This window comes from Streptomyces caniferus (genome assembly GCF_009811555.1).
GTDB lineage: Bacteria > Actinomycetota > Actinomycetes > Streptomycetales > Streptomycetaceae > Streptomyces > Streptomyces caniferus.
Genome location: NZ_BLIN01000002.1, coordinates 862204 through 885012, shown reverse-complemented (window position 1 = coordinate 885012; position 22809 = coordinate 862204). Strand labels below are relative to the sequence as shown.

General features: G+C 71.7%; 23 protein-coding genes. 19 read left to right on the top strand and 4 right to left on the bottom strand.

Annotated elements, in window-relative coordinates; genetic code table 11:
* Positions 1–54: 54 nt before the first annotated feature.
* Entirely contained in the window at positions 55–1689 is a 1635-nt protein-coding gene (locus Scani_RS05725) for an N-acyl-D-amino-acid deacylase family protein (RefSeq protein WP_159470634.1), read from the bottom strand.
* Between the two features lie 291 nt (positions 1690–1980).
* Positions 1981–3270: an amino acid deaminase gene (locus Scani_RS05720; protein WP_159470632.1), complete on the bottom strand. Its 1290-nt coding sequence runs from the start codon at positions 3268–3270 to the stop codon at positions 1981–1983.
* 335 nt (positions 3271–3605) lie between these two features.
* Here Scani_RS05720 and Scani_RS05715 point away from each other — a divergent pair, with 335 nt between their 5' ends.
* The 4 genes from Scani_RS05715 (at position 3606) to Scani_RS05700 (ending at position 7703) form a co-directional block, all read left to right on the top strand.
* The gene (locus tag Scani_RS05715) at positions 3606–4703 is read left to right on the top strand and encodes a sugar kinase (RefSeq protein WP_246295595.1); all 1098 of its coding nucleotides are present in this window, start codon (positions 3606–3608) and stop codon (positions 4701–4703) included.
* Between the two features lie 150 nt (positions 4704–4853).
* A complete protein-coding gene (locus tag Scani_RS05710; RefSeq protein ID WP_159470628.1) occupies positions 4854–5606 on the top strand; it encodes an IclR family transcriptional regulator in 753 nt (250 codons plus the stop codon).
* 31 nt (positions 5607–5637) lie between these two features.
* The gene (locus Scani_RS05705) at positions 5638–6048 is read left to right on the top strand and encodes a RidA family protein (protein WP_159470626.1); all 411 of its coding nucleotides are present in this window, start codon (positions 5638–5640) and stop codon (positions 6046–6048) included.
* 179 nt (positions 6049–6227) lie between these two features.
* Positions 6228–7703: a GntP family permease gene (locus Scani_RS05700; protein ID WP_159470624.1), complete on the top strand. Its 1476-nt coding sequence runs from the start codon at positions 6228–6230 to the stop codon at positions 7701–7703.
* A 69-nt stretch (positions 7704–7772) separates the two neighbouring features.
* Here Scani_RS05700 and Scani_RS05695 read toward each other — a convergent pair whose 3' ends face one another.
* Entirely contained in the window at positions 7773–8261 is a 489-nt protein-coding gene (locus Scani_RS05695; protein ID WP_159470622.1) for an ATP-binding protein, read from the bottom strand.
* A gap of 270 nt (positions 8262–8531) precedes the next feature.
* Here Scani_RS05695 and Scani_RS05690 point away from each other — a divergent pair, with 270 nt between their 5' ends.
* From Scani_RS05690 to Scani_RS05680, 3 genes are read left to right on the top strand one after another with little or no spacing between them, the layout of a single operon-like run.
* Complete coding sequence (locus Scani_RS05690; RefSeq protein WP_159470620.1) at positions 8532–9383, top strand: helix-turn-helix domain-containing protein; 852 nt, start codon at positions 8532–8534, stop codon at positions 9381–9383.
* Between the two features lie 10 nt (positions 9384–9393).
* Entirely contained in the window at positions 9394–9585 is a 192-nt protein-coding gene (locus tag Scani_RS05685; protein WP_159470618.1) for a hypothetical protein, read from the top strand.
* Positions 9586–9595: 10 nt separating this feature from the next.
* On the top strand, positions 9596–9787 hold the full coding sequence (locus tag Scani_RS05680) for a hypothetical protein (protein WP_159470616.1): 192 nt from the start codon (positions 9596–9598) through the stop codon (positions 9785–9787).
* An 82-nt stretch (positions 9788–9869) separates the two neighbouring features.
* Here Scani_RS05680 and Scani_RS05675 read toward each other — a convergent pair whose 3' ends face one another.
* Positions 9870–11222, bottom strand: coding sequence for a M14 family metallopeptidase (locus tag Scani_RS05675; protein ID WP_159470614.1), 1353 nt, complete (start codon positions 11220–11222; stop codon positions 9870–9872).
* A 247-nt stretch (positions 11223–11469) separates the two neighbouring features.
* On the opposite strand from Scani_RS05675, the gene Scani_RS05670 reads away from it, so the two are divergent.
* The 12 genes from Scani_RS05670 to Scani_RS05625 all read left to right on the top strand — a co-directional run bounded on the left by Scani_RS05670 (position 11470) and on the right by Scani_RS05625 (position 22799).
* Complete coding sequence (locus tag Scani_RS05670) at positions 11470–12342, top strand: S1 family peptidase (RefSeq protein ID WP_159470612.1); 873 nt, start codon at positions 11470–11472, stop codon at positions 12340–12342.
* Between the two features lie 404 nt (positions 12343–12746).
* A complete protein-coding gene (locus tag Scani_RS05665; protein WP_159470610.1) occupies positions 12747–14225 on the top strand; it encodes a hypothetical protein in 1479 nt (492 codons plus the stop codon).
* Positions 14226–14349: 124 nt separating this feature from the next.
* Positions 14350–15066, top strand: coding sequence for a Flp pilus assembly protein CpaB (gene cpaB / locus Scani_RS05660; RefSeq protein ID WP_174872621.1), 717 nt, complete (start codon positions 14350–14352; stop codon positions 15064–15066).
* Positions 15067–15079: 13 nt separating this feature from the next.
* Entirely contained in the window at positions 15080–16528 is a 1449-nt protein-coding gene (locus tag Scani_RS05655) for a CpaE/TadZ family protein (RefSeq protein WP_246295497.1), read from the top strand.
* A gap of 3 nt (positions 16529–16531) precedes the next feature.
* Entirely contained in the window at positions 16532–16915 is a 384-nt protein-coding gene (locus tag Scani_RS40630; RefSeq protein WP_246295496.1) for a TadE/TadG family type IV pilus assembly protein, read from the top strand.
* Positions 16912–17418, top strand: coding sequence for a TadE/TadG family type IV pilus assembly protein (locus Scani_RS05650; RefSeq protein WP_371872310.1), 507 nt, complete (start codon positions 16912–16914; stop codon positions 17416–17418). Before Scani_RS40630 ends, Scani_RS05650 begins: the two co-directional genes overlap by 4 nt.
* Positions 17415–18755 (top strand): TadA family conjugal transfer-associated ATPase, encoded by a 1341-nt coding sequence (locus tag Scani_RS05645; RefSeq protein ID WP_159470608.1) that lies wholly within the window; start codon positions 17415–17417, stop codon positions 18753–18755. The genes Scani_RS05650 and Scani_RS05645 overlap by 4 nt, the downstream gene beginning before the upstream one ends.
* The gene (locus Scani_RS05640; protein ID WP_159470606.1) at positions 18752–19699 is read left to right on the top strand and encodes a type II secretion system F family protein; all 948 of its coding nucleotides are present in this window, start codon (positions 18752–18754) and stop codon (positions 19697–19699) included. The genes Scani_RS05645 and Scani_RS05640 overlap by 4 nt, the downstream gene beginning before the upstream one ends.
* 44 nt (positions 19700–19743) lie before the next feature.
* The gene (locus tag Scani_RS05635; RefSeq protein WP_159470604.1) at positions 19744–20637 is read left to right on the top strand and encodes a DUF5936 domain-containing protein; all 894 of its coding nucleotides are present in this window, start codon (positions 19744–19746) and stop codon (positions 20635–20637) included.
* Positions 20638–21242: 605 nt separating this feature from the next.
* The gene (locus Scani_RS39885; RefSeq protein ID WP_018089307.1) at positions 21243–21407 is read left to right on the top strand and encodes a membrane protein; all 165 of its coding nucleotides are present in this window, start codon (positions 21243–21245) and stop codon (positions 21405–21407) included.
* A gap of 26 nt (positions 21408–21433) precedes the next feature.
* Positions 21434–22150, top strand: a complete 717-nt coding sequence (locus Scani_RS05630) for a pilus assembly protein TadG-related protein (protein ID WP_159470602.1) — start codon at positions 21434–21436, stop codon at positions 22148–22150.
* Positions 22151–22217: 67 nt separating this feature from the next.
* Positions 22218–22799 (top strand): hypothetical protein, encoded by a 582-nt coding sequence (locus Scani_RS05625; protein WP_159470601.1) that lies wholly within the window; start codon positions 22218–22220, stop codon positions 22797–22799.
* Positions 22800–22809: the final 10 nt, after the last annotated feature.

Below are 22809 nucleotides of genomic sequence, written 5' to 3'. Positions count from 1 at the left end.
CCCGCCGCCGCCCCGCGAGACGGGGCGGCGGCGGGCTTTTGTTCAGGCGGGTACTCAGCCCCGGCCCGTAGCCGTCCGCCGTACCGACCGGCCCGCCAGGACATCCGTCCGGCGGCCGTCCTCGATCACGAAGCGGCCGTCGACCAGCACATGCGGGATGCCGACGGGCAGGGTGCGCGGGGCCTCGAAGGTGGAGCCGGCGGCGACCGTCCCGGGGTCGAAGAGGACGAGGTCGGCGCGGTAGCCCTCACGGACGAGGCCGCGGTCGGGGAGCCGCAGGCGGGCGGCCGGGCGGCCGGTCAGATGCGCGACGCACTCCTCCAGCGACAGCACGCCCAGCTCGCGGACGTACCTGCCGAGGTACTGGGGGAAGGTCCCGTACGCGCGCGGATGCGGCTTGTGGCCCTGGAGGATGCCGTCGCTGCCGCCGGTGTGCACGCGGTGGCGCATGATCCGGCGGACGTTGTCCTCGTGGCCGACGTGCTGCAGGATCGTCGAGCCCAGACGGTCGTCGATCAGCAGCCGCCGGGCGGTCGCCCACGGCTCCGCACCGCGCTCCGCCGCGCTGCGGGCGACGGTCTTGCCGACGTAGCCGGACAGCGCGGGGTCCGCGACACCGGAGATCTCGATGGTGTCCCATGCGATGGGCACCCCGTGGCAGCCGTCCGCCCCGTCGACCTCCATGACCCGGCGGATCCGCTCGGCCGTCGCCTCGTCGCGGAGGCGGGCGAGGATCGCCTCGGGGCCGCCCTCGCTCGCCCAGCTCGGCAGCATCGCGACCAGCGTCGTACAGCCCGGGGTGTACGGGTAGGTGTCGAGGGTGAGGTCCGCGCCGGCGTCCAGCGCGCTGTCCAGGAGCGCGAGCAGCTCGGGCGCGCGGCCCTCGTTGACGCCGAAGTTCATGGTGGCGTGCGCCAGATGCAGCGCACAGCCGGCCTCGCGGGTGAGCGCCACCATCTCCTCGTACGCCTGGAGGGCGCCGGCTCCGTAGGAGCGGTGGTGCGGGCAGTAGTAGCCGTCGTAGCGGGCCACCACCCGGCACAGTTCGGTCAGTTCCGCGTCGGAGGCGTACATGCCGGGGGTGTACGTCAGACCGGAGGACAGCCCGACAGCGCCCTGTTCCAGGCCCTCGGCGACCAGTTGCTTCATCCGCGTCAGCTCGTCGGCGGTGGCGGGGCGGTCGTCCCAGCCGAGGGCGAGCATCCGGACGGTGCCCTGCGGGACGAGGTAGGCGGCGTTCACGGCGATGCCCTGGCCGTCGAAGCCGTGGTCGAGGCGGTCGAGGTAGCCGCCGACCGTGCGCCAGGTGAAGTCGACGGAGGTGTCCCCGGGGCCCCCACCGTTCCACCCCGTGATCTGGGTCCGGACCTCGGCGAGGGTCCGGTCGTCGACCGGCGCGTACGACAGACCGTCCTGGCCGAGGACTTCGAGGGTGACGCCCTGGGCGGCCTTCGCCTCGTGCGCCGGGTCACGCAGCAGCGCGAGGTCGCTGTGCGCATGCATGTCGATGAAGCCGGGGGAGAGGGCGAGGCCCTGGCCGTCCACCACACGGGCGGCGCCCGGCCGCGGGCCGCCGTCCGTCTCGCGGTGGATCGTGGCGATCCGGCCCTCGGAAAGCGCGACGTCGGCGCGGTAGGACGGACCGCCGGACCCGTCGAGGACGCGGACGTCGCGGAGCACGGTGTCCATGGCTGGGGCTGCCTTTCTCGGTGCCTGGTGCCTGGTGCCTGGCCTGGTGCCTCGGTGCGTGGGTGCCCCGGGTCTTCGGGGCTTCGTTCCCGGGGGCGCCTCGGAACTCGGTCCGTCAGGGGCCTTGGGGGCGGGGGCCATTGCGCCTGAGGGCCCCGGGCGGAGGACCGGCGGCGCGCGCCGCGGGGGATCGGCACGCACCGCCGGGGTCGTGGAGGGGGCCGGCGAGCCCTCGCCCCCAGGTCCGGATACAGGTCCGGAAGCAGGCCCGCAGCCGGACCGGGAGCAGGTCTAGAAGAAGGTGCGGATGTAATCGGTGACCGTGCCGTCCTGTTCGACCAGCGGGATCAGCTGCCACTTGTCGAAGGACGTGCAGGGGTGTGACAGGCCCAGTCCGACCCAGTCGCCGACCTCCAGGTCGCCGGCCCGCTCGGTGCTGACCCAGGCGTGCTGGTCGGACAGGCCGGTGACGGTGAGCCCGTCGGCCGGGCGCAGGGTGCCGTCCCGGCCGGACCGTACGACCTGGGCCTCCGGCAGATGGAGGTCGTAGGCCGCGTCGCGCTTGCCCGCGTTGAGGAACGCCTGCTCGGGGGTGGGGCGGGAGACGACCTGCGCCCACAGGCGGAAGGCGGGCTGCAGGGCGCCCTCCTCCGGGACGCGGTTGAAGGGGGTGAGCTTGCGGTACTGGCCGTCGTCGTGGGAGACGTACGCGCCGGAGCGCAGCAGTTTGAGGACCGGCGCGGACAGCTCGGGGATCTCGGCGAAGACGTCGGCGACCGCGTCGAACCACGCGCTGCCGCCGGCGCTGACGATGATCTGGTCCAGGTCGGTGAACCGGCCCGCCTTGTCGAACTCCACGGCCAGGGCGACCAGTCGGCGCAGCCAGGCGGTCACCCGCTCGGGGGTGGCGTCGGGCACCTCGCCCTCGTAGCCGGCGACGCCGACCAGGCGGAGGGTGTCCACGCCCGCGATGGCGTCGGCGAGTTCCAGGCATTCGGCCTCGGTCCGCACCCCGGTACGGGCGCCCTCGCCCGCGCCGAGCTCGACGACGACGTCCACGGGTCGGGTGGCGCCGGCCTCGCGCAGCGCGGTGTCCATCAGCTCGATGCCGCGCAGCGAGTCGACGTAGCACTGGAAGCGGAAGCCGGGGTCGGCGGCGAGCTCACCGGCGAGCCAGCGCAGCGCGGCCGCGTCCACGAGCTCGTTGGCCAGGAAGATCCGGTCGATGCCGTAACGGCGGTAGACGCGGGCCTGGTGGGGGACGGCGGCGGTGATGCCCCAGGCGCCGTGCGCCAGCTGGCGGGCGAAGAGCTGGGGCGCCATGCAGGTCTTGCCGTGCGGGGCGAAGGCCAGGCCGTGCCGTTCGGCGTAGGTCTCCATCAGCGTCAGGTTGTGGGCGACCGACTCGGCGGAGAGGGCGAGGACGGGGGTGGTGAACCCGTCCCGGAAGAGGTTGCGGCGCTCGGCGGCCAGCTGGCCGACGGTCCGGCCCTCGGCGTCCGGGGGGAGTGCCTTGAAGCGGTGATCGACCCGCTCTTCCGCCAGTCCCTCGAGTCCCTGCGCGAGCCGTTCGCCGGCCATGGGGCCTCCTCAAAAGTTCCTGTTGCACTGTCTGCAACACTCGTTGCGCATCTCGCTTACCGCTGTCTAACATCCGAGCCATCGCCCGGTCAATGGTGGGAAACGCCGCCGCAAACGGCCGGCCCGCCGTGCGCCACACGGCCGGAACCCGGTACGGCACACGGCCGGAATCCGGCCGGGGTCCACGGCCGGAACCCGGTGCGGCACCCGGTCCGGGCAGGCACCACAGCGAAGGAGCGGAACCGATCGTGACCAGGTCCTCGAACGCCGGCGACACCCCCGTCAGGGACGGCGCACCCGTTCCGGACGTCGACGTCGTCTGTCTCGGCGAGTCCATGGTCACCTTCCTGCCGAACCTGCCCGGCCGACTCGCCGACGTCCCCTCCTTCGACCGCGCCATCGGCGGCGCCGAGTCCAACGTCGCCTGCACCCTCGCCCGCACCGGCCACACCGCGCGCTGGATCTCCCGGGTCGGCGCCGACGGCTTCGGCGACCACCTGCTGGCCGCCATCGCCGACTGCGGCGTCGACACCACCCACGTCCAGCGCGACCCGCTGCGCCCCACCGGCATCTACTTCCGCACCGCGGGCGACCGCGCCGGCGACACCCACGAGGTCGCCTACTACCGCGCCGGTTCCGCGGCCTCCGCCATGACGGCCGCGGACATGGATCCCCGCGCGATCCGTTCCGGCCGGGTCCTGCACCTGTCCGGCATCACGGCGGCGCTGTCCGCGGACTGCCTCGGCCTGATGCGTGAGCTGACCGCCCGCCGCCCGGGGCGTCCGCTGCTCTCGTTCGACGTCAACTACCGGCCGGGGCTGTGGCGTGAGCCGGGACAGGCGCAGGAGCTGCTCGAACTGGCGCGGGGCGCGGACCTGGTCTTCGTCGGCGACGACGAGGCCCGGGACGCATGGGGCCTGCACGGGGCGCGGGAGATCGGCGACGCGCTGCCGGAACCGGCCCTCCTGGTCGTCAAGCAGGGCAAGGACGGCGCCACCGTGTTCCAGCGCCCCACCGCGAACGGCCGTCTCCGCGAAGACGCCGCCGGCACCGCGACCGGCGAGCGCGGCGACCCCGCCCCCGGCACCGCGACCGGCGAGCGCCGCGGCGACCCCGTCGGCACCGCCACCTTCGTCCCCTCCCTGAACGTCGATCTCGTGGCGGCCACCGGCGCCGGTGATGCCTTCGCCGCCGGATTCCTCTCCGCCACCCTGCGCGGCCTGCCGGTCCGCACCCGCATCCGGCACGGCCACCTCTGGGCCGCCGCGGCCCTCACCGTCCCGGGCGATCTCGCGACCCCGCCCGGCCGCGCACACGCCGACCGCTTGGCGGACCTCGACGACGCGGCCTGGGGGAGACTGCACCTCGGCCCCGGCTGGACCGAAGCCGACGCTTCCGGCCGCAGGGCCGACGAGGAGGTACGTACACGGTGAACGAGCGAGGCGCGAGAACCATCGAGAGGTGCGCCCCCGGCAACGTCAGGGCCCAGCGAAGCGAGGCACGAGCATGAGTGAGCAGTGCGAGCGGAACACGGAGCGGCACGCGCCGGCCGAAGGCGGAGCCGGGCACAGCGAGGTCCGCGCATGAGCCAGACCGTCGACCGAGCGTTGAGCATCCTGCCGCTGCTCGCCGAGGGGCCCGCCGACCTGGGACAGGTCGCCGACCGGCTCGGTGTCCACAAGTCCACGGCCCTCCGCCTCCTGCGCACCCTCCACGAACACGGCCTCGTCTACCGCCAGTCCGACCAGCGCTACCGCCTCGGCGCCCGGCTCTTCGCCCTCGCCCAGCAGGCCGTCGAGAACCTCGACGTACGCGAAATCGCCCACCCCCACCTCGTCGCCCTCAACGAGAGGTGCGGTCACACCGTCCACCTCGCGGTCCACGAGGAGAACGAGGTCCTCTACATCGACAAGGTCGAGAGCCGCTATCCGGTCCGGATGTACTCCCGGATCGGCAAGCCCGTCGCGCTCACCGTCGCCGCGGTCGCCAAGCTGCTCCTCGCCGACCTGCCCGAACCCGAGCGCCGCGCCCTCGCGGAGAAGCTCGACTACCCCCTCTACACGTCCCGTTCGACACCCCACGCCACGGCGTTCCTCGCCGAACTGGCCAAGGTCCGCGAACAGGGCTGGGCCACCGACCTCGGTGGCCACGAGGAGTCCATCAACTGCGTCGCGGCGCCCATCCGCGGCGCGGACGGGCGTCTGGTCGCCGCCATGTCGGTCTCCGCGCCGAACGTCGTCGTCACCGCCGAGGAACTCCTCACCCTGCTCCCGCTGGTGCGCCGCACCGCCGACACCATCAGCCGGGAGTACTCCGGAACCGCAATTCCCCAGTAACCACTGGTCCCGTACAGGAAGCCTGAACACCATGACCGAGAAGATCGCGCTCACCCCGGCCACCCACACCACTCCGCCCGCGAAGTTCTCCCACGGCGTCAAGAAGGGCAACATCCTCCAGGTCGCGGGCCAGGTCGGCTTCCTCCCCGCCGTCGAGGGACAGGCCCCCACCCCGGCCGGCCCCACCCTGCGCGAGCAGACCCTGCAGACCCTCGCCAACGTCCAGGCCATCCTCGAAGAGGGCGGCGCGAGCTGGGACGACGCGATGATGATCCGCGTCTACCTCACCGACGTGGACCACTTCGCCGAGATGAACGAGATCTACAACGCCTACTTCGAGGAGCAGGGCCTCAAGGAGGCTCCGTCGGCCCGTACGACCGTCTACGTCGGTCTGCCCAAGGGCCTGCTCATCGAGATCGACGCCCTCGCGGTCCTGAGCTGAGGCACCGAACCCCTTGCCCCGCCTGCCGTTAGCGCCACCGCACGCGCACCGCTCGCCGCACGGCACGGCGCCCCGTACCGACGGGGCGCCGTGCCGCGGTCCCCCCTGCCTGGAGATGCCTTCCAGGGGACTCCCCGGACCTCCCGGGATCCGCCCCTGCCTGACAACGGAGTCACCCCATGTTCCTCGCCGCCACGCCCGCCACCCCGCCACCACCACCCCATACGGGTGGACTGCCCGCCCTCATACCGGGCACCGCGGGGCTCCTCACGGTCGCCGCCCTGGGCATCGCCCTGCTCCTCGTCCTGATCATCAAGGTCCGGCTGCAGCCGTTCGTCGCGCTGCTGACGGTCTCCATAGCGGTGGGCCTGGCCGCCGGGCTCTCCGTCACCGAACTCTTCGGCACGGTGCAGAAATCCGACGCCGTCTCGATGATCGAGACCGGTATGGGCGGCATCCTCGGGCACGTCGCCATCATCATCGGCCTGGGCACCATGCTCGGCGCGATCCTGGAGGTCTCCGGCGGCGCGGAGGTGCTGAGTTCCCGGCTGCTCCGCCTCTTCGGCGAGCAGCGCGAACCGCTCGCCATGGGCCTGACCGGCCTGATCTTCGGCATCCCGGTCTTCTTCGACGTCGGCATCTTCGTCCTGGCGCCGATCGTCTACGCCGCCGCCAAGCGCAGCGGCAAGTCGATCCTGCTCTACTGCATGCCGCTCCTCGCGGGCCTGTCCATGACCCACGCGTTCCTGCCGCCGCACCCCGGCCCGGTCGCCGCCGCAGGCCTGTTCAAGGTGGACCTCGGCTGGATCATCCTCATGGGCATCCTCTGCGGCATCCCCGCGGTGCTCGCCGCCTGGGGTTACGCGGCCTGGATCGGCAAGCGCCTCTTCGTCGGCGTCCCGCAGGACATGGTCGAGGCCGCCGAGGAGGCCAAGGCCGCGGTCACCGCGGAGAAGGCAGCGGCCGGTGCGCGGACGCCCGAGGCGCCGGTCTCCCTGGGCACCGTCCTCACCATCATCGGCACCCCGCTGCTCCTCATCCTCCTGGCGACCTTCTCCTCCATCGCCATGGCCCCCTCCACCGGCCGCTCGGTGATCGAGTTCTTCGGCCACCCCTTCGTCGCCCTGACCCTCGCCCTGCTGATGTCGTACTACCTGCTGGGCATCCGCCGCGGCTGGTCCCGCAAGTCCCTGGAGCGGGTCTCCACCGCGTCCCTCAAGCCGGTCGGCAACATCATCCTGGTCGTCGGCGCCGGCGGGATCTTCGGCGCCGTCCTCAAGGGCAGCGGCGTGGCCACCGCCCTCTCCGACACCTTCCACAACGTCGGCCTGCCGGTCATCGTCCTCGCCTACCTCCTCTCCCTCGTCCTGCGCGTCGCCCAGGGCTCGGCCACCGTCGCCATCGTCACCACGGCCGGCATCGTCGTCCCCCTCGTCGAGGGCCAGGGCATGTCACAGGCCCATCTGGCGCTGATCATCATGGCGATCTCGGCGGGCTCGATCTTCGCTTCGCATGTGAACGACGGGGGCTTCTGGATGGTCAGCAAGTACTTCGGGATCACGGAGCGCGACACGCTCAAGTCATGGACCGTGCTGGAGTCCGTGCTCTCGGTGGCCGGGTTCGCGGTGGCGGCGCTGGTGAGTCTGGTCGTGTAGTCGCTGGTGGCGGCTCCCGCCTTCGTACGTACGCCGTTGGGGCGCCCGGCACCGGGCGCCCCAACGGCATCACGCCGCGCGCCCGTACGCCCGTGCCCCTTCGCGCGGCAGCACCGCCCACAACCGCGTTCCGTCCCCGGGGTCAGACGACTCCCCGAACCCCCACTCACCGTCACAGGCGTGCATCACACAGGCCAGCAGCAGAAGCAGAGACCGCCGCCTGCCGTCACAGGCCGCTGCGAGACGGCGGTGAGTATGGCGCGGGTGCCCGTCGTAGAGGCAGATGCGCAGCGCGTCATCGCGATAGCGCAGCGACAGATAGACGCTGTCGGACGGCGTGAACAGGCATGCACAGGCGGCGAGTTCACCGATCACCTGGGTCGCGGCGTCGGTCACGTCATGTAGTCCGTGTGCCTCCAGGATCGTCCGGGCGGCGGACCGCGCGACGGCCGGGCTGGCGAGCGCAGCGGGAAGAGTGAGGCTGTACGCCAGGTTCTCCGGCACGCGGGGTGTGCGGATATCGAGGGGGTGCGGGCAGACGGACATGGCTGTGGGCATAACAACTCCCTTGTGAACACGGGTGGTTGATGTGCGACAGCCGGTGGCCTGTCTCCCTGGCGCGGGCCCGCCCCTCCCAGGGTAGGAGGAAATGCGGGCAGGCTCGCGCGATGCGCTTCCGACTGCGTGGAGCGTGAGCGTTGTGTTACTGACTGTAGGGGTACGGGTGGCTCATGTGCCACCTCGTCTCGCACATTGCCTCCCGCGAACTGGATCAGTGCCACGTGCGTCATGCAGACTGACGTCACCGAGTGGGAGGGAGGGGCGCCGATGCCCACCAGGGCCACGCCCACAGAGCGCCAGAGGCGCCTGGGTGCCGAGCTGCGCAAAATGCGCGTCGCGGCAGGTCGCACCACTGAATACGCAGCAGGTCTGCTTGGTTTGGACCGAACGAAGGTCTCCAATATGGAGTCCGGCATCCGCTCCACTTCACCTGAACGCGTACGGATGCTCGCCAGCAACTACGACTGCTCGGACCAGCGATACGTCGATGCCCTGGCGGAACTGGCCAACTCCCGCAGTCGCGGATGGTGGGAACAGTTCAGGGGGAGTCTCCCTCAAGGGTTGCTGGATGTCGCCGAGCTGGAATGGCACGCTAGGCGACTGCGGTCCGAACAGGCCGTGCATTTGCCCGGACCGCTTCAAGTGGGTGCATACGCACGCGCCATCTTCGACGCCGCGCTGCCACCTCTGCCCAGGTCAGAGGTGGAGCTACGAGTGGTCTTCCGGCTGCGTCGCCAGCAGATTCTGGAACGCGACAACCCCGTCAACTATGTCGCATACGTTCATGAGTCCGCCCTGCGCATGCAGTTCGGTGGGCGCGCTGTGACCCGAGAACAACTCCAGCATCTTTGTGAGGTGTCCGAGCTGGTGAACGTCGAGGTGCGTGTGCTTCCCGTTGAGGCGGGCGCATTCCCGGGCGCCGGGCATGCCGTTCTGTACGCCGAAGGCGATGTGCCGCCACTGGACACCGTCCAGTTGGACTCGGCTCACGGTCCCGAATTCACCCATGCCGATGCTCAGCTCGCCAAGTACCGGGAGCACATGGACTGGATGCACGCCCGTACGCTCGGCGTGCGCGAATCGCGGGACTTTATCCACCACATCGTCCGTCAGCTCTGAGGAGGGCCACATGGCTCAGATCTCTTGGGAAGACCCCTTCTGCGCGGAAGGTAACAACTGCTTTCGCATAGGTACCGACGGTCAGGGCAACGCTTATATCGCGGTGGCGGGTGCCGAGGACGCCTACGTGACCGACACCCGCGACGCCCTTCGCACGCTCATCCGCGAGATAAAGGCCGGCAAGGCGGATCACTTGCTCTAGGAAGGTCGTCATGCGAGATATTCGCTGGGAAGAGCCGTTCTGCGCCGAAGGCTCGGCGTGTTTTCGTCTCGGTACGGACGAGGAAGGCAACGCCTACATCGCCGTAGCGGGCGCCGAGGACGCCTACGTGACCGACACCCGTGAAGCTCTCCGCACGCTCATCCGCGAGATAAAGGCCGGCAAGGCCGACCACCTGCTCTAGGCGTACGTGCCCGTACCCGCGCGGGGTGCGGCGGGCCGCGCCGCTGCGGCGCGGCCCGCCGCTCGTTCCGGCAGTGGCCGGGTCAACTGCCCTTGCAGTACTGCCCTTCCTTCCCGATCGCGCGGTAAGGACAGTCGGCGATCTCCAGCAGCCGGAGCACCGCTTCGCGGTTACGGGAGGTCTCCTTCGGGATGACGGTGTCGCGCGGGTAGAAGCCGCCGGAGCCGAAGGACGACGGGTACATCTCGAAGGTGTAGGCGAACACCTTCTGGTCGCCCCACAGCCAGTCGTCGATCGAGCCGTCGGTGATGTACAGGTCGCTGGACTGTTCGGGGGTGTAGCCGTTGGTGGCGGCCATGTCCTTGCCGATGGCGGCGAAGGCGTCGTGGTCGTCCCGGGTCATGCCGGGGCCGGTGTCGTCGTCGGTGAAGCCGAAGGGCCACAGGACCAGTTCGCTGTAGGTGTGGAAGTCGATGGCGGCCTTGATCTGCTGCTTGCCGCCGACGATCCGGCTGCGGACGAACTTCGTGATGACCTGGACCTCGGGGGCGGAGGCGGGGGACGGGCCGCGGTACGTCTCGGAGGAGGGGCTCGACGAGGAGCCGCCGCAGCAGCCCCACTTGAAGTCCCAGTTGCGGTTGAGGTCGGTGCCGACGCTGCTCGAACCGGCGTTGGGCTGACGGTTCTTGCGCCAGCTGCGGAACGAGCCGGAGGCGATGTCGTAGGCGCCGCCGTCCGGGTTGAGGTCCGGGACGACCCAGATCTCGCGGGAGTCGAGCATCTTGGTGATGCGCGGGTCGGTCCCGTACTTGGAGGTGAACTCGTTCAGGAGGTACAGGGCCATCTCGACCGTGAGGTGTTCCCGGGCGTGCTGGTGGGCGGTGAAGAGGACCTCGGGCTCCGCCTCGTCCTTGGTGACGTTCTTGCTGAGCTTGAGGGCGAGGAGGGCGCGGCCCTCGTGGGAGGTGCCGATGACCTGCTTGCTCAGGAGGGCCGGGTACTTGGCGACGAGGGCGTCGATCTCCTTCGTGGCCTCGTCGTAGGTGTGGTACTTCGTGTAGCCGGAGGGGAAGTCCTTGACGCGGGTGCCGGTGGGTGACGCGGGCCCGGTGGCCGGCGGGTCGGGCAACCTGCGGAGGGTGTGGCCGAGTCGGCGGGCGGCGCGGGCCTGGGCGCGGTTCGCCGTGATGACGACCTTCCGGGCGTGGACCTCGTCGATGGTGGCGCCGGTCGCGGTGAGGGCGGTGCGCTGTGCGGCGGTGGCGGGGCCGGACACCTCGTACTGATGGGGGAGTTCGGAGTGCGCCGTGGTGCCGGCGGCGGGTTCGTCGGAGGGGGCGGCCTGTGCCTGGGCGGCCGCGATCGGGGCGGCGAGCGCGAGGGAGAGGAGCGCGGCGAGGACGGTGGTGCGTCCGCCGCGGAGACGTGGTCGCATGCGGTCTCCTGTGGGGTGTGAGGCGAAGCGACGGCGTCAGAGTGGCGCGTTGGCATGGCCGGGTCAAGGCGTTCCACGGCCAGATGCGGGGGTGTCCTCGACGGGTGTTCCGGCGACGCCTGTCCGGCAACTGCCCATCAGTTTCGGCGAATTGATTGCCACCTACGGCGGTGGCGCCAACAATGCGCACGACAAAGCCGAAGCCACCTCAAGGGGCTTCGGTGACAGAAGCTGAGAGGACCCCCACATGAACAGACCTCTCGTCGGCGCCCTGGCCTCGGCCGTGCTGGGAGCCGCAGCCCTGGTGGGCACCGTCGGAACGGCCCACGCGGCGCCGCAGGACGGGGCGCAGCACCGTACGCAGAAGACCAAGGCGGTGGACTTCGCCGGCACCGTCGCGCTGAGCAACTGCTCCGGCTCGGTCGTCCGGATGCCCACCTCGCAGCCGAACGACCCGGCCCTGGTGATGTCCAACGGCCACTGTCTGGAAAGCGGTATGCCGGGTCCCGGCGAGGTCGTCGTCGACCAGCGGTCCAGCCGCAGCTTCACCCTGCTCAACAAGTCGGCCGGCCGGGCGGGCACGATCCGGGCCACCAAGATCGCGTACGCCACCATGACCGACACCGACGTCTCGCTGTACGAGACCTCGTCGACCTACGCCCAGATCGAGCAGAAGTACGGGATCAAGCCACTGGAGCTGGCCACCGACCACCCGGCCAAGGGCGCGGCGATCAGCGTCGTCTCCGGCTACTGGAAGAAGATCTACTCCTGCAACATCGACGGCTTCGTGCCCACCCTCAAGGAGGGCGACTGGAGCTGGAAGGACTCGGTCCGCTACACCCCGCAGTGCAAGACGATCGGCGGTACGTCCGGATCTCCGGTGATCGACACCGCCACCGGCAAGGTCGCGGCCATCAACAACACGGGTAACGAGGACGGCGAGAAGTGCACCGTCAACAACCCGTGCGAGGTCGACGAGAACGGCAACGTCACGGTGCACCAGGGCATCAACTACGCGGAGGAGACCTACGGGATACCGAAGTGCTTCGGTGTCGGCAACAAGCTGGACCTGAGCGCGGCCGGGTGCGCGCTGCCGAAGCCGGCGGCCGGCCGCGGGTGAGGTGACGCGCGAGGTGACATGCAGCGCAAGGTGATATGACGCGCAGCGCGACGCCAGGTCCCGTGCACCGGGTGCACGGGACCTGGCGGTGTCCGGGCCCGGCGGTGTGCGGGACGGGAGCGGCGTGGACGCGAGCTTCCCAGGGCCCCCGCGTGCGCCGAATCACGCGGTGCGGACCCTTCGTCCTGTCAAGGGATGTGCCGGAAGGGGACGTTCCGGCGAGCGCCGCTGGGCCGGTATCCGCCATTTCCCTACGGGGTGATGGTCATGACGAGTAGCCCAGAACGTGTTCTCTGGGACGTATCTCTGTGGATAAAGTGCTGAGCGTATGGCGCCTCTGGCGCAGAGCTGTGCCGATCCGCGGTCCCGGGGCCCCCGGCGGCCGGAGGGAGTGGGGGAGCGACGTGCCGACCGCGATTGCCGTCACCAGCCCGGACCTCGCGCTGCCCGCGACCGACCGGCAGACCCCGGCCGCCGTCGTCCTGCGGGCCCCGCATCTCCAGCCGCTGGACGACGCCCTGACGGAGACCAGCGCCGTCCTGGAGCACCACGGCCACCTCATCGTGCTGTACTCCTCGGCCTGCCCGCCGGAACACGTCCGCCGGCTGCACACCCTGCGCGCCGTCCTGGAGAGCGACCGGATCGCCATCGTCCCGCTGTCGCTGCCGCCGCTGGGCGTGGCGCTACTCGCCCGGCAGCTACGGCAGTTGTCGCTGTGCGACTTCAGTCCCGGCGTGCTGGCCAGCGCCGCCCGGCTGCTGAGCCATTACCTTCACGCCGGCGCCCTGCTGGGCAGCGTCAGCGGCCTGGACCGGATCGAGGTCGACCTGCGGTCCCATGTGAAGTCCTGGCTGCCCGGTGCGCACTTCGCGGTACTGGCCCATCCCGAGCCGCAGTTGCTGCATCTGGACCGGCACAGCACCGGGGCCGGGCTGCCCGCGCCCGGGTTCGCCACCCAGCTCGCGGTCGCCCGCGGCCAGCTCACCTCCGAGTGGGTGACCGGGACGCTCGCCCCGGCCTGGCGGGTGCAGGGGGTGTTCGAGGCCCGGCTGCCCGACGAGTCCGCCCGGTGGTGGGGGACCCAGAAGCTGATCGAATTCGCGGCGGCCATACCGGACGTGTCCATCCTGCGCCAGTTGGTGGCCTCGGTGCGGCGCGAGGAGTGCGGCTGGTGCGGTCTGGAACTCCTCGGCGACCGCTGTGCGTTCTGCGGGGCGCCGCTGGCGAGGGAACGGGCGGCGGGGGGTGGCGGCTCGGGCCAGGGGCCGGCGGCCATAGCGGGCCCGGAACACCGGCCGGGGCCGGACGCTGCCCCGGCGCAGGCGCTTTCCGCCGCTGCTCCCGCTGCCTCCCCGCACCCGACGACGGGCGGCCCGTCGGGCGCGCAGCCGCACCCGGCGATGCCCGGACTGTCCTCCGGTGCCGCTCCCGGTCCAGGTTCCGCTTCCGCCCCGGCTCCCGTCTCCGGAGTGCCGGGAGAGCCCGCCGCTCCCTCGGCGCCGTCGGCCGGGCCGCCTCCCTCGCCGTGGGGCGAGCGCGGCCTCTCGCCGGTGACGCCTCCCGGTGTGGCCGGTGTGCTCGGTGTGCCGGACGCGGCAGACGTGGCGGACGTACGTGGTGGCGGGCCCGAGGAGCCGACGCAGTGGGACGTCCGCGGGCCGGATCTCGCGGCGGCCTGCGGGGGAGTGCCGGGGAACCCGTACGGGTCCGGGCGCCCGGTACCGGGGAACCCCTACGCGTCCGACGGCCCCCGTGCCCCCGGCCACTGGGACCTGCCCGGCCACCCCGACTTCGCCGGCCGCCCGGAGCACCCCGCGCACCCGGACCTGTCCGGTCGGCCGGAGGCCCCCGGCACCCCGCGGACGGTGGCCCGCGTGCGCTGAGCCCACCCGGGCCGTCCGTGCCCCGCCCCTCCGGCCGACCCCTCGGCCGCCACCGTCCGGCGACCGCCGGTCAAACGCCCGTCCGCCCGTCCCCTCTCCCCGTCCCGATCGAGGTCCCTCCCCCATGAACTCACGCCAGCGCCGCGGAGTGATCCTGCTGCTCCTGTCGGTTCTCTGTGCGGTCGGCGCGTTCGTCGGCGTACTGTCGGTGATCAAGAACGTCGAGTCCAAGGTCGGTCCCGAAAAGACGGCGTACCGGCTGAAGACGGATGTCGCGGCCTATAAAGCGCTGGATCCCGGGCAGTTCGAGAAGGTGAAGATGCCCCAGCGGTGGCTGCCGCCCACCGCCGTGACCGATCTGGACAAGGTCAGCGGCCGGATCGCGGTGACCCCGTTGAAGAAGGGGTCGCTGTTGCAGGACGACATGATCGTCGAGCGGCCCGCGCTGAAGGCCGGACAGCAGGAGATCGCCATCATGATCGACGCGGCCACCGGCGTGGCCGGCAAGATCAACCCCGGCGCCCGGGTGAACATCTACGCCACCTTCGAGGGCAAGCGCCCCGAGGACAAGCCGGTCTCCAAGGTCATCGTCTCCGGCGCCCAGGTGATCGACGTCGGCAAGCTGACGCCGCTGGAGGCCAAGGACCCCGGGGACACCACCGCGGGCCGGCCGGGTGGTGACGCCGTCCCGATCACCTTCGCGCTGAACACCCAGGACGCCCAACGGGTCGCGTACGCCGAGTCCTTCGCCTCGCACGTACGGCTCGCCCTGCTCGCCCCCGGCAGCGAGGCCACCGTCCCGCCCGGCCAGCGCACGTACACCCTCGACGGCGACAAGTGACCCGGAGGCTCAGGTGACCATCCGTATCCTCCCGGCGATCGGCGACCAGGACGCGGCGCGAGCGGTGTCCTCGCTGCTCAACCAGTTGCCGGACGCCGATCCCGCACCCGCCGTCGCGGACTCCGCCGCGCTGCTCGACGCCCTGGCCGGCGCCGCCGCCCAGGGGGCCGGCGCGGCTCCCGGAGGCGCCCCGCCCGCGGCCGGTCCGTCCGCCGTCGAGGCGCTCCCCGAGGTCGTGCTCGTCCATGAGCGCATCGGTCCGACACCGGCGCTGGAGCTGATCCGCGAGGTGGCGCTGCGCTTCCCCGCCGTCGGCGTCGTGCTGATCACCACGGACGCCGGGCCCGCGCTGTTCTCCGCCGCGATGGACGCCGGCGCCCGCGGCATCGTCGGACTGCCGCTCGGCTACGACGAGTTGGCCGCCCGGGTGCAGGCCGCCGCCCAGTGGTCGGCGGGCGTACGGGTGCATCTGGGGGGCAGCCCGGAGGCGGCTCCCGGGCCGGCCGGCACCCTGGTGACCGTGACCGGCGCCAAGGGCGGGGTCGGCACCACCGTCACCGCCGTGCAACTGGCCCTGGCCGCACGGGCCGCGGGCCGCAGCGTCGCGCTGGTGGACCTGGATCTGCAGTCCGGCGATGTGGCCTCCTATCTGGACGTCCAGTTCCGCCGCTCGATCGCCGACCTGGCGGGCATCGCGGACATCTCCGTACGGGTGCTCCAGGACGCGGTGCACGACCACCACACGGGTCTCGGGCTGCTGCTGGCGCCCGAGGAGGGGGAGCGCGGCGAGGAGGTCGACGACCGGGCGGCCCGCCAGGTCATCGGCGCACTGCGGGCCCGCTACGAAGTGGTGCTGGTCGACTGCGGCTCCCAGATGCAGTCCGCCAACGCCGCGGCCGTCGAACTCGCCGATGTGGCCCTGCTGGTGACCACGCCGGACGTGGTGGCCGTACGGGCCGCCAAGCGGCAGGTGCGGCTGTGGGACCGGCTGCAGATCCGTCAGGCGGAGGACACCACGACCGTGGTCAACCGCCTCACCCGTAACACCGAGATCCAGCCGCCGCTGGTGGCCAAGGCCACCGGCACCCAGGTCGCCAGGACCCATGTGCCGGCTGCCTTCAAGGAGCTCCAGCCCTGTGTCGACGCGGGCCGGATGCAGGACCTCGACGGCCGGTCGACGGTCCGGCAGGCGCTGTGGGCGCTGGCGGGCGAGCTCGGCCTGGTCGAGTCACCGGCCGTGCGGCGGGAGGGCCGGGGCAGCCACCGGGCGCGCCCGACGCTGACGGGGCGCAGGCGCAAGGCCATAACGCCGGGGGCGGCTCCCGGTTCGGGGACGGCACCGGGGCCGGCCTCCGGGTCCGGGTCGGGGTCCGGCCTGCGGTTCGGTGCGCGGCGTGGCTCCGCGGCGGCGGCCGGCGGCTCGGGCCCGTTCGATCCGGCCGGTCCGTACGAGGAGGGCTGAGCGGTGCGGCGCCCACTGGGCGGCAACGACCGGGGGCAGGTCGCCGTGGAGTTCATGGGGCTGCTCCCGCTGATCCTGCTGGTCCTCGCGCTGCTCTGGCAGCTGGTGCTGGTCGGCTACGCCTACACGCTCGCCGCCCACTCCGCCGACCGGGGCGCACGCGCCGGCACCGCGACGGAGGGCGGCGGCGAGGGCGCCTGCCAGGCCGCCGCCGAGAAGCAACTGCCCAGCTCCTGGCGGGGCGGCGCCACCGTTTCCTGCCGCCCCGAAGCAGGGGTGTGGAAGGCGCGGGTCGCCCTCGACGTCCCGGTGCTCTTCCCCGGCGCGGGCAGCTTCCCGTGGCGGGCGAAGGGCTCGGCCGGCGCCGCGAAGGAGGACCTCCGGTGAGCGGCGTCCGTCCGCCCGCCCGGGGCCGGCTGGCCTCCCGGCTCCGCGGCCGCGCCCGGCTCCGGCTGCCCGCCCGGCTCCGCGGGCACGGCCGCGACCGGGGCACGGTGTCCATCGAGTTCCTCGGCTTCCTGCCCCTCCTGCTGATCGTCGGGCTGGCCGTGGTCCAGCTCGGGCTGGCGGCGTTCGTCGTCCAGCAGGCCGGTACGGGAGCGCGCGCCGCCGCCCGCACCGCCTCGATGGACGCCGCCGACCACCCGCCCGACCCGGAGGCCGCCGGCCGGGCCGCGATGAGCGACTGGGTCGACGCGGGCATCACGGTGGGCGGCGACGGCGGCGGTTCGGTCCGCGCGACGGTGCGGATCACCATCCCCTCGATCATCCCCGGCGTGGCCGACTTCGGCACCGCTCGCCGCAGCGCCACCATGCCCCGCCCGCAGGAACCCGGCGCCCTGGGCCTCGGGCCCGCCCGGGTCACGTACGAAGGAGCACCCCCGCGATGAGCCTGAAAGCCCGGATCGTCGCACCCGAGCCGGCCGGCGAGGCGCGCCAGGACAGCAATATGGTCGCTGTCTACCGCGCCAAACTGCTCGAAGAGATCGACCTCGCCGAGATGTCCTCGCTGGCCGCCGCCGAGCGCCGCGGGCGGCTGGAACGCGTCCTGGGCCACATCATCAGCCGTGAGGGACCGGTCCTCTCCACCGCCGAACGCGCCCAGCTCATCCGCCGGGTGGTGGACGAGGCACTCGGCCTCGGGGTGCTGGAGCCGCTGCTGGAGGACGCCTCGATCACCGAGATCATGGTCAACGGACCGGACCAGGTGTACGTCGAGAGGGCCGGCCGGGTCGAGCTGCTGCCCGTCCGCTTCGCCTCGCACGAGCAGCTGATGCAGACCATCGAGCGGATCGTCTCCACCGTCAACCGGCGGGTCGACGAGTCCAATCCGATGGTCGACGCCCGGCTGCCGTCCGGCGAGCGCGTCAACGTCATCATCCCGCCGCTCGCCCTGAACGGCGCCACCCTCACCATCCGCCGCTTCCCGCGCGCCTACACCCTCGCCGAACTCATCGGCATGGGCACGCTCGACGAACAGACGCTGCTGCTGCTGGCGGGGCTGGTGCGGGCCAAGTTCAACGTGGTGGTCTCCGGTGCCACGGGTGCGGGCAAGACCACGCTCCTCAACGCGCTGTCCGGCCTGATCCCGGACGGGGAGCGGATCATCACCGTCGAGGACGCCGCCGAACTCCAGCTCCAGCAGAGCCATGTCATCCGGCTGGAGTCGCGGCCGCCCAATGTGGAGGGCAAGGGCCGGATCACCATCCGCGACCTCGTCCGCAACTCCCTGCGCATGCGCCCCGACCGCATCATCGTCGGCGAGGTGCGCGGCGGCGAGACCCTCGACATGCTCCAGGCGATGTCGACCGGCCACGACGGTTCGCTCGCCACCGTCCACGCCAACAGCGCCGAGGACGCCCTGATGCGGCTGCAGACCCTGGCCTCCATGTCGGACGTCAAGATCCCCTTCGAGGCGCTGCGGGACCAGATCAACAGCGCCGTCGACTGCATCGTCCAGCTCACCCGGCACGCCGACGGCTCCCGCCGGATCAGCGAGGTCGCCATCCTCGACTCGCGCGGCCACGAGGACTACCGGATCGCGACGGTCTGCCGTTTCGACGCCGAGCCGATGGGCGCCGACCGCATCGTGCACGGGCGCTTCCGCTACTTCCCGCTGCCGCGCCGGGTCGCCGAACGCCTCTTCATGGCGAGCGAACCCACCCCGCCCGCCTTCGGCGTCGCCACCGACGACGCCCAACTCGCCACCCGGAAGGCCCTCTCATGACCGGCGGGAACCACCTCGCCCTGCTCGCCATCGGGGCCACCCTGCTGTGCGGGGTGCTCGCGATCGCCGGCGTACGGACGTACGCGGCCGGGCGCGCCCAGCGGCAGGCCGTCGTCGACCGGCTCGACGACGAGCGCAGGCTGCCGGCCGACGGACGGCAGCGCCGCTTCCCCTCCGTCGACCGGGCCCTGCGTCGCACCCGCTTCGGCCGCCGTCTCGAACTGCGGCTGGCCGCCACCGGCCTGGACGTCACCCCCGGCGAATTCTTCGTCGCCATGCTCGGCGCGGTGCTCGCGCTGTGGCTGATCGCGCAGGCCGTCCTCGCCCCCTTCTTCGGCCCGATCGCCGCGCTGGTCGCCGTCTGGGCGGCGTTCGCCTTCCTCAACTGGCAGCGGCAGAAGCGCATCGAGAGGTTCATCAACCAGCTGCCCGAACTCTCCCGGATCCTCGCCAACGCCACCCAGGCCGGGCTGGCCCTGCGGACGGCGCTGGGGATGGCGGCCGAGGAGCTGGAGGCCCCGGCCGGCGAGGAACTGGCCAAGGTCTCCGACAAGCTCTCCGTCGGCCACTCCGTCGACGAGGCACTCGGTGAGCTGGCCGAACGCCTGCCGTCCCGCGAACTCGTCGTGCTCGTCACCACCTTGGTGCTCTCCAACCGCGCCGGCGGCACGGTCGTCGGCTCGCTGCGCAACCTCACCAAGACCCTGGAGGAGCGCAAGGAGACCCGGCGCGAGGTCCGCACCCAGCTCTCCCAGGTCGTCGTCACCGCCTACGTCGTCCCGCTGCTCGGCATCGGCACCCTGCTGCTGATGAACCGCATCGCCCCGGGCGCCATCGACCGGATGACCGCCTCCTTCCTCGGCCAGCTCGCGGTCGTGGCGGCCTTCGTCCTCTACGGGCTCGGGTTCTTCTTCATCCGCCGGCTGTCCAAGATCGACGTCTAGACACCGGCACCGGCATCGGTATCGGTCTCCCCAGGGGAACAGGAATGGGAATCGGAATTCTGCTGGCCGCGGCCTTCGCCCTCTCGGTCGCCGGCATCTGCTGCGGTATCGCGCTCTACCGCCGTGAGGCCCGGCTGCCGCCCGACCTGGCACTGTCCCTGGAGGTCGGCGCGACCCGCACCACGGTGGTCGGTTCGGCCGTGGACCGCACCGGGATGCGCTACGCGCCGCTGGTGCTGCGGCTGATGGGCGACAAGCGCACCGCCCGGGTCCGCCGGCGGATCGACCTGGCCGGCAACCCCGGCGGGCTGACCGTCGACCGGTACGCCGCCCGGCGCGCCGTCTACGGTGCCCTGGGGTTCTTCGGCGCGCTGGTGATGTTCCTGCGCGGTCAGCCGCTGCTCGGCGTCCTGATGGTGCTCTTCGGTCTCTTCTGGACCGAGGTCGGCATCTGGGCGGCGATCCGCCAGCGCAAGGACACCATCGAACGCACCCTTCCGGACTTTCTGGACGTCCTGGCGGTCGTGGTCAGCGCGGGCCTGAGCTTCCGTCAGGCACTCGACCGGGTCGCGGAGAAGTACGAGGGGCCGTGGGCCGATGAACTCCGCATCACACTGCGGCAGATGGACATGGGCGTCAGCCGCCGCGCGGCCTTCGAAGAGCTACGCAAACGCAACGACTCCGAACAGGTCGCCCAGTTCGTCACCGCCCTCCAGCAGGGCGAGGAACTCGGTTCGCCGATCGTCGAGACCCTGATCCAGATCGCCAACGACATGCGCCGGACCGACGCCCAGAACGCCCGGCGCCGCGCCGCCCGCGCGGTCCCCAAGGCCACGATGGTCGTCACCACCTTCATGGTTCCCGCCACGATGATCCTGCTCATCGCCGGGTTCTTCCTGGGGTCGGGCACCGACTTCGGCTCGCTGATGGGGAAGTGAACCGTGTCACGGATGGCGGCTCCGGCCCCGCCTTCGGCCGCCGCCCGGCCGGACGCGGCGCACCGGCGCCGGTTCTCCCGGGCGCGGCCCACGCCGCCCTCTCGGCCGGCGTCCCGGCCGGCGCCGTCAATGACGGTCACCACGGCGAATCGCCCTTGCGGATGCACATCATCGGGCGGCCGGGCCCCGGCGACCGCCGCGCCGCCCGCGCTCGGCGGCAGTCGCCCGCGCCCGGCCGGATGAGAACGCTGCGCCCCTCGCTTCTCAACAACTCCTTCGCACGAGCAACGAGTTGTGTCACAGTGGGTGGGCGGACGGTTTCGCTCGCACTATGGTGCGGACGGGCCGCCCGGTCCACATGGGCAGGGGGACGGGACATGGTTCCGGAGGGGGAACGGGGGTGGGTGGGGTGCGACTGAGTGGCCGAAATGCGCCGTTGCGCCCGCCGTCTGTGATCCCAAAAGAGGATTGGGTACGGAAGCCCTGTTCCGGGCACGCTGTTCCGGCGTACTTTTCTCGTGTCGTGAGCGCGGTCGAACGCGCCGGCATCACGGGGGCAGACCAGCCGGACCAGAGTGGTACGGCCGCCCATGGAGGGGAACACGATGGCGAAGCGTATTTTGGGGAACGACCGGGGACAGACCTCGATCGAGTACCTCGGCATCATCGCGGTGGTCGTGGCGATCGTCCTGGTCCTGTCGACCACGGACTTCGGCAGCCAGATCGCGAACGCCATCGCCAACAAGATCTCCGACGTCGTCGGAATTTAGGCCCCGCCGCAGCTGCCGCCGCTGTCGTGCCGGCCACCACCGTGCGCCGCCGGCGCGACGCCGGGCAGGCCTTTCCGCTCTACATCGTGGCGGTCGGGGGCCTGCTCTTTCTCGCGCTCGCCTTCTTCGCCGTCGGGCAGGCCGCCGCCACCCGCAACGGCGCCCAGACCGCCGCCGACGCGGCCGCGCTCGCCGCCGGCCAGAAGTACCGCGATCTGCTGACCAAGGGCCTGCTCGACGGACTCCGCGACGGCAGCTACGAGAGCAATCCGGCGGTCTGGAAGGACCTGTTGAACGGGCGCGGTGTGTCGTCCGATCCGGCCTGCGAGAGCGCGAGCTGGTTCGCCGGACGGAACGGCGCCGACCTCCCCGGCTCCGGCTGCACCCCGGGCTCCTGGCCCACCTCGTTCGCCGTCGAGGTCGAGACCCGTCACACCGTGGGCGATTCGGTCATCCCGAGCACCAGCACCGCCAAGGCGAAGGCCGCGGCGAAGGCCGTCGTCGCGCCCCGCTGCACCCTCGACCCCGCCGAGGACGGCACGGGCGGACCGGACGGCACGGGCGACGGCGCCGACGAGGGCGACAAGGGCGGCAAGGACGGAAAGGGCGGCAAGGGCAAGGACGGCCACGGCTCCGCGCCCCTCGACCTCACCTGCGACGGAAAGCGCTGGACGCTCGACCCCGACAACCTCCGGGACCTCCCCGACGCCTCCGACCTCTATTCCGTACGCCTCGCCCATTGACCGGCCACCCCCGCATCCCGACCCGCACTCCGAGACGACCAGACGACGATCAAAGGAATCGCATCCAATGAGCATTCGGCGCACCACGAAGGCCGCCAGGGGAGCGGTCGCCATGGCGAGCGCTGTCGGCCTGGCTCTGGTCGTGACCGGCTGTGGTGGTGGCGGCGGTACGAAGGGAACGGACGGCGACAAGCCCCCGGTCCGCAGCACCGCCCCCAAGGGCAGCGGCCCCGGCAGCCCGGCGGCCGACTCCGACAAGGTGATCGGCGAGATGAAGGGGCCGGACGGCGTGGTGGTCACCCTGCACTCCGTCGTCCGTGACTCCGGCGGCTTCGTCACCGTCAACGGCACGGTGGCCAACCACGGCAACCGCGCCTTCAACGCGATCGACTGGCGCTCCAACGAGACCGAGCTGCGGTCCCGTTCGTCCATCTCCGGAGCCACCCTCGTCGACAAGGCGGGCAAGAAGAGATATCTGGTGCTGCGGGACACCAATGGCGAATGCCTGTGCACGACCGGCCTCAGCGGTCTGATGCCCGGGGCCAGCCGCCCGATCTTCGCGCAGTTCCCGGCGCCGCCGGCCAAGGTGACCCAGGTCGACTTCCAGTTGCCGACCATGCCCCCGGCCAGCGTGCAGATCACGGACTGAGCGGGCACCG

What these genes read in the sequence shown, in the direction of transcription:
- Scani_RS05725 (WP_159470634.1), bottom strand. Translation starts at nt 1,689, where the DNA reads ATGGACACCGTGCTCCGCGACGTCCGCGTCCTCGACGGGTCCGGCGGT.
- Scani_RS05720 (WP_159470632.1), bottom strand. Translation starts at nt 3,270, where the DNA reads ATGGCCGGCGAACGGCTCGCGCAGGGACTCGAGGGACTGGCGGAAGAG.
- Scani_RS05715 (WP_246295595.1), top strand. Translation starts at nt 3,606, where the DNA reads ATGGTCACCTTCCTGCCGAACCTGCCCGGCCGACTCGCCGACGTCCCC.
- Scani_RS05710 (WP_159470628.1), top strand. Translation starts at nt 4,854, where the DNA reads ATGAGCCAGACCGTCGACCGAGCGTTGAGCATCCTGCCGCTGCTCGCC.
- Scani_RS05705 (WP_159470626.1), top strand. Translation starts at nt 5,638, where the DNA reads ATGACCGAGAAGATCGCGCTCACCCCGGCCACCCACACCACTCCGCCC.
- Scani_RS05700 (WP_159470624.1), top strand. Translation starts at nt 6,228, where the DNA reads ATGTTCCTCGCCGCCACGCCCGCCACCCCGCCACCACCACCCCATACG.
- Scani_RS05695 (WP_159470622.1), bottom strand. Translation starts at nt 8,261, where the DNA reads ATGCCCACAGCCATGTCCGTCTGCCCGCACCCCCTCGATATCCGCACA.
- Scani_RS05690 (WP_159470620.1), top strand. Translation starts at nt 8,532, where the DNA reads ATGCCCACCAGGGCCACGCCCACAGAGCGCCAGAGGCGCCTGGGTGCC.
- Scani_RS05685 (WP_159470618.1), top strand. Translation starts at nt 9,394, where the DNA reads ATGGCTCAGATCTCTTGGGAAGACCCCTTCTGCGCGGAAGGTAACAAC.
- Scani_RS05680 (WP_159470616.1), top strand. Translation starts at nt 9,596, where the DNA reads ATGCGAGATATTCGCTGGGAAGAGCCGTTCTGCGCCGAAGGCTCGGCG.
- Scani_RS05675 (WP_159470614.1), bottom strand. Translation starts at nt 11,222, where the DNA reads ATGCGACCACGTCTCCGCGGCGGACGCACCACCGTCCTCGCCGCGCTC.
- Scani_RS05670 (WP_159470612.1), top strand. Translation starts at nt 11,470, where the DNA reads ATGAACAGACCTCTCGTCGGCGCCCTGGCCTCGGCCGTGCTGGGAGCC.
- cpaB (WP_174872621.1), top strand. Translation starts at nt 14,350, where the DNA reads ATGAACTCACGCCAGCGCCGCGGAGTGATCCTGCTGCTCCTGTCGGTT.
- Scani_RS05645 (WP_159470608.1), top strand. Translation starts at nt 17,415, where the DNA reads ATGAGCCTGAAAGCCCGGATCGTCGCACCCGAGCCGGCCGGCGAGGCG.
- Scani_RS05640 (WP_159470606.1), top strand. Translation starts at nt 18,752, where the DNA reads ATGACCGGCGGGAACCACCTCGCCCTGCTCGCCATCGGGGCCACCCTG.
- Scani_RS05635 (WP_159470604.1), top strand. Translation starts at nt 19,744, where the DNA reads ATGGGAATCGGAATTCTGCTGGCCGCGGCCTTCGCCCTCTCGGTCGCC.
- Scani_RS39885 (WP_018089307.1), top strand. Translation starts at nt 21,243, where the DNA reads ATGGCGAAGCGTATTTTGGGGAACGACCGGGGACAGACCTCGATCGAG.
- Scani_RS05625 (WP_159470601.1), top strand. Translation starts at nt 22,218, where the DNA reads ATGAGCATTCGGCGCACCACGAAGGCCGCCAGGGGAGCGGTCGCCATG.